The following is a 4,774-nucleotide window of genomic DNA, read 5'->3' on the forward strand; positions in this document are numbered from 1 at the left end:
GTCCACGACGCCCGGCACGGCACGGACCTGCCCGGACACAAGGTGCGGGGCGAGGGCGACAAGCCCGGCAAGGACGCCACCGTCAACCGCGCCTACGCCGGCCTCGGCGCCACGTTCGAGCTGCTCCTCAAGGCGTACCAGCGCGACTCGATCGACGGCGACGGCCTTCCGCTGAACGCGACCGTGCACTACGACCGCGAGTACAACAACGCCTTCTGGAACGGCGAGCAGATGGTCTTCGGCGACGGGGACGGGGAGATCTTCCTCGACTTCACCATCCCGATCGACGTCATCGGCCACGAACTCGTCCACGGTGTCACGCAGTACACGGCCAACCTCACCTACTTCGGCCAGCCCGGAGCGCTGAACGAGTCCGTGTCGGACGTCTTCGGCTCGCTCATCAAGCAGTACACGCTCGGTCAGACCGCCGCCGAGGCCGACTGGCTGATCGGCGCGGGCCTGCTCGCCCCGCGGGTGACGGGCAAGGCACTGCGCTCCATGAAGGAGCCGGGCACGGCGTACGACGACGACGTCCTGGGCAAGGACCCGCAGCCGGCGACGATGGACGACTTCGTGCGCACCGGCCGCGACAACGGCGGCGTCCACATCAACTCGGGCATCCCGAACCACGCCTTCTACCTGGCGGCCACGGCCCTCGGCGGCCACGCCTGGGAGCGCGCGGGGCTGATCTGGTACGACGTGCTGACCGGCGGCGAGCTGAAGGAGCAGGCGATGTTCGCCGACTTCGCCACGCTCACCGTCAAGGCCGCGCGGGAGCGGTTCGGCGACGGGGAGGAACTGGAGGCCGTGTCCAAGGCCTGGGAGCGGGTCGGGGTGCGGACCCTGTAGTTCCGTACTAGACAGGTGCCATGCGTATTCAGGTGAGGCGCACGGGCGGGTTCGCGGGTATCGAGCGGCATGCCGAGGTGGACACCTCCGGCCGCCCCGATGCCCCCGAATGGCACGCGCTGGCCGAGCAGGCGGTCGCCGCCGGCCGGAGCACACCGCCGATCGGGGTTCCGGACGGGTTCGGCTACCAGATCACCGTGGACGGGAAGACGGTGTACGCGGCCGACCCGCGACTGACGGACGAACAGCGGAAGCTGATCTCGCGGGTGCTCAAGGAAGGCGCGTAACAGGTCCTCCACGGCGGCCTGTTGACTTCCGTTACCGGCGGTACGGATGATCCAGCGCATGGCGACTGACGCAGGCAATCCGATCCCCCGCTTCCCGGCCGGCTTCCTCTGGGGCGTGTCGACCTCGGCGCACCAGATCGAGGGCGCGGCGGACGAGCGAGAGCCGTCCGTGTGGGACGCCTTCACGGCCGAGCCGGGCCGGGTGAAAGACGGCTCGACGGCGGCGGTGGCCTGCGACCACTACCACCGCCACCGCGAGGACGTGGCATTGCTGGCCGGCCTCGGCGTGAACGCCTACCGCTTCTCCGTCTCCTGGCCCCGGGTGCGGTCCGAAAAGGGCCTGGACTTCTACGACCGGCTGGTGGACGACCTGTGCGCGGCGGGCGTCCGCCCGGTGCCGACCCTGTTCCACTGGGACCTGCCGGCGGACCTCGACTGGCTGGAGAGGGACACGGCCGCGCGCTTCGCCGACTACGTCTCGCTGGTCGCCGGCCGCCTCGGGGACCGGGTGACGAAGTGGATCACCCTCAACGAGCCCGCCGAACACACCCTGCTGGGCCACGCCCTGGGCGTGCACGCACCGGGCAGGCAGCTGCTGTTCGACGCGCTCCCGGCCGCCCACCACCAGTTGCTGGCCCACGGCCTGGCCGTACAGGCCCTGCGTGCCTCGGGCGCCACGGACATCGGCATCGCCAACTCGCACGGCCCGACCTGGGCGGCGTCGACCGAGGCGGAGGACGTGGAGGCGGCCGAGTTCTACGACGTGCTGCTCAACCGCCTGTTCGCGGACCCCGTGCTGCTGGGCCGGTACCCGGACGGCATCGGCGAGCTGATGCCCGGGGACGTCGAGGCCGACCTGGAGGTGATCACCGAGCCGGTCGACTGGTACGGCGTCAACTACTACGCGCCGACGCGGGTGGGCGCCCCGCAGGGCACGGACATCACCTTCGGCGGCGTCGCCATGCCCGCCGAACTCCCCTTCGCGGTCCGGGAGATCACCGGCCACCCGGTCACGGACTTCGGCTGGCCGGTCGTGCCGGAAGGCCTGACCGAACTCCTCACCGCCTTCCGCGACCGCTACGGCGACCGGCTCCCGCCCGTCGTCATCACCGAGAACGGCTGCTCGTACCCGGACGTCGACGACCAGGACCGCATCGCCTACCTGGACGGCCACCTCCGGGCCCTGCACCGGGCGCTGGAGGCGGGCGTCGACGTGCGCGGCTACTTCGTGTGGTCCCTGCTCGACAACTTCGAGTGGGCGGAGGGCTACGCACGCCGCTTCGGCCTGGTCCACGTCGACTTCGAGACCCTTCAGCGGACCCCGAAGTCGTCGTACGGCTGGTACCGGGAGATGCTGCGGGCCCAAGCGGCTACGGCTTGATGCCCACCCCGGTCCACAGGCTGACCTCGGCGTCCGTCGGGACGTCGCCGTCGGTGGCGTCGGGGCGCCAGCGGTGGCCCACGGTGACGCCCGGATCGAGCAGCTCCAGACCGTCGAAGAAGCGGGCGACGTCCTCCCGGGAGCGGAACCGCACGGGCGTCCCGGCCGAGGTGTAGATGTCGGTGACCTTCTGCCAGGTGGCCGGGTCGAAGTCGGGCGTGCAGTGGCTCAGCGCCAGGGCGCTGCCCGAGGGCAGGGCGTCCAGCAGGCGGCGCACGATGCCGTACGGGTCCTGGGCGTCGGTGACGAAGTGCATCAGGGCGTTGAGGGACAGCGCGACCGGGCGGCTCAGGTCCAGGACCTCGGCCAGTTCGGGTGCGGTCAGCAGTGCCTGGGGGTCGTTGACGTCCGCCTCTATGTACGTCGTACGGCCCTCGGACGTGCTGCGCATCAGGCGCTCGGCGTACTTGAGGACGAGCGGGTCGTTGTCGGCGTAGACCACGCGGGCGTCGGGGACCACGGACTGGGCGACCTGGTGCAGGTTGGGCTCGGTGGGGATGCCGGTGCCGATGTCCAGCCACTGGCGGATGCCGTGCTCGCGGGCGAGGACGCGGGTGGCGCGGTGCATGAAGGCCCGGTTCTCGCGGGCGCAGACGAAGATGGCGGGATAGGCCTCGGCGACCCGCTCGGCCGCCTGCTTGTCGACCTCGAAGTGGTCCTTGCCGCCGAGGTAGTAGTCGTACATGCGGGCGGAGTGCGGCCTGCTGGTGTCGATGTCCCGCGCGGCCTGCGAGTGGGTCATGGGGGGTGCCTCTCGTGGGGGGTGGTGGTGCGAGTCCGGCTCGGTGGGGGTTCAGTGGGCCGTGAGAGTGGGGGTTCAGTGGGCCGTGAGAGTGGGTCTTCAGTCGGCCGTCAGATGGTCGGCGAGGCCCTGCTTGACCCCCGCGACGAACGCGGTGATCTCCTCGGGCGTGTAGATCAGCGCGGGGCCGGCGGGATCGGCGGACTGCCGTACCGCCACGCGTCCGTCGGCGAGTTGCTTCGTCTCCACGCACTGGCCCCCGTTGGGGCCGCTCCACGGACGCTCCCAGCCCTGGTCCCCGAGGTCCGACGCGGGCATCCCGTTGTAGACGGTGCCCTGGGCGATGGTCATGAGTACTCCTTCCGCATGCGGTTCAACAGCGCCTTGCTGTCCGCGGACGAGGTCTTCAGCGACAGCCGGTTGTGGGCCTCCAGATGGGCCACGACGTCGGCGCGCTGGTCGAGGTAGACGGACGCGGAGAGGATCTCGCTGTAGACGATGTCGGGCAGCTCCCGCTCCTCGAACCGGAAGTAGGTGAAGGGCGCGCACGCCCCGACGTGGGCGCCCGCGTCGAACGGCACGATGTCGACGCTGACGTGCTCCAGCTCGGACGCCTCCAGCAGCCGGTCGATCTGCTCGCGCATCACCTCGGAGCCGCCCACCACCCGGTGCAGCACGGCCTCCTCCATCACCACCCACAGCGTGGGCGCGTCCGGCTTCGTGAGCAGGCTCTGGCGGCGCAGCCGCAGCTCCACACGCCGCTCCAGATCCTCCTCGTCGTCGTTCGGGAAGCCCCCGCGCAGCACGGCACGCGCGTACCCGGGTGTCTGGAGCAGGCCCGTGACGTACTGCGGTTCATAGGTGCGAACTGTTCTGGCGCCGGTCTCCAGGCTCACGTAGGCGGTGAACCAGGACGGCATCACATCGCGGTACGGGTGCCACCAGCCGGGCTCGTTGGCCCGCTCTGCCAGGGTGACGAACTCGTCGATCTCCTGCCGGCCGGCTCCGTAGGTCTGGAGCAGCTTCTCGACGTAGAGGATCCTCAGGCCGACCTCGGCCTTTTCCAGGCGGCGGATGGTCAGCGGCGTGACGCGCAGGGCCTTGGCCGCGTCGTCGAGGGACAGGCCCGCGGTCTGCCGGGCCTCCTGGAGGCGGCGTCCCAGGATCATGCGGAGCACGGTGGGCGCGCCGGCGCCGGTGCCTGATCTCGCGTCGCTCACGCCGTACCTCCTGAGGGGTCGTCATCGGCGCAAGCGTGACAGGGACGTGATCGTTCCGCCAAGCGACCGGAGCAGCGATACCTTCCTTCTGAAATTATCAGGCAGATGGTTGCAGCGTGAACTGCTCTGCGAGCATAGTTACTTGTGTGAACACGGCGCCGGAACCCCCAACTCCTCTTTCCGGCCGGTCCGTTTCGCGCCTCGCCCCTTCCCTGACTGCGCCCACCCCCCACGG

Annotated in this window: 6 protein-coding genes; 3 read left to right on the forward strand and 3 right to left on the reverse strand. The window is 70.3% G+C overall.

All coding sequences use genetic code 11. The features are described from left to right. The 3 genes from CA983_RS40890 to CA983_RS40900 form a co-directional block, all read left to right on the forward strand. A partial coding sequence (locus CA983_RS40890; RefSeq protein ID WP_086605732.1) for a M4 family metallopeptidase occupies positions 1 to 849 on the forward strand: 849 nt, incomplete at its 5' end. A gap of 20 nt (positions 850 to 869) precedes the next feature. Then, positions 870 to 1,136: a protealysin inhibitor emfourin gene (locus CA983_RS40895; protein ID WP_086605733.1), complete on the forward strand. Its 267-nt coding sequence runs from the start codon at positions 870 to 872 to the stop codon at positions 1,134 to 1,136. Between the two features lie 58 nt (positions 1,137 to 1,194). Next, the gene (locus tag CA983_RS40900) at positions 1,195 to 2,517 is read left to right on the forward strand and encodes a GH1 family beta-glucosidase (RefSeq protein WP_086605734.1); all 1,323 of its coding nucleotides are present in this window, start codon (positions 1,195 to 1,197) and stop codon (positions 2,515 to 2,517) included. Here CA983_RS40900 and CA983_RS40905 read toward each other — a convergent pair. The 3 genes from CA983_RS40905 to CA983_RS40915 form a co-directional block, all read right to left on the reverse strand. After that, positions 2,507 to 3,319, reverse strand: a complete 813-nt coding sequence (locus tag CA983_RS40905) for an SAM-dependent methyltransferase (protein ID WP_086605735.1) — start codon at positions 3,317 to 3,319, stop codon at positions 2,507 to 2,509. The genes CA983_RS40900 and CA983_RS40905 overlap by 11 nt on opposite strands. A gap of 99 nt (positions 3,320 to 3,418) precedes the next feature. Continuing rightward, a complete protein-coding gene (locus tag CA983_RS40910) occupies positions 3,419 to 3,670 on the reverse strand; it encodes a DUF397 domain-containing protein (protein WP_086605736.1) in 252 nt (83 codons plus the stop codon). Then, complete coding sequence (locus CA983_RS40915; RefSeq protein ID WP_086605737.1) at positions 3,667 to 4,539, reverse strand: helix-turn-helix domain-containing protein; 873 nt, start codon at positions 4,537 to 4,539, stop codon at positions 3,667 to 3,669. Before CA983_RS40915 ends, CA983_RS40910 begins: the two co-directional genes overlap by 4 nt. Positions 4,540 to 4,774 lie beyond the last annotated feature (235 nt).

Source organism: Streptomyces swartbergensis, from assembly GCF_002148965.1.
In the GTDB taxonomy this organism is placed as follows: domain Bacteria; phylum Actinomycetota; class Actinomycetes; order Streptomycetales; family Streptomycetaceae; genus Streptomyces; species Streptomyces swartbergensis.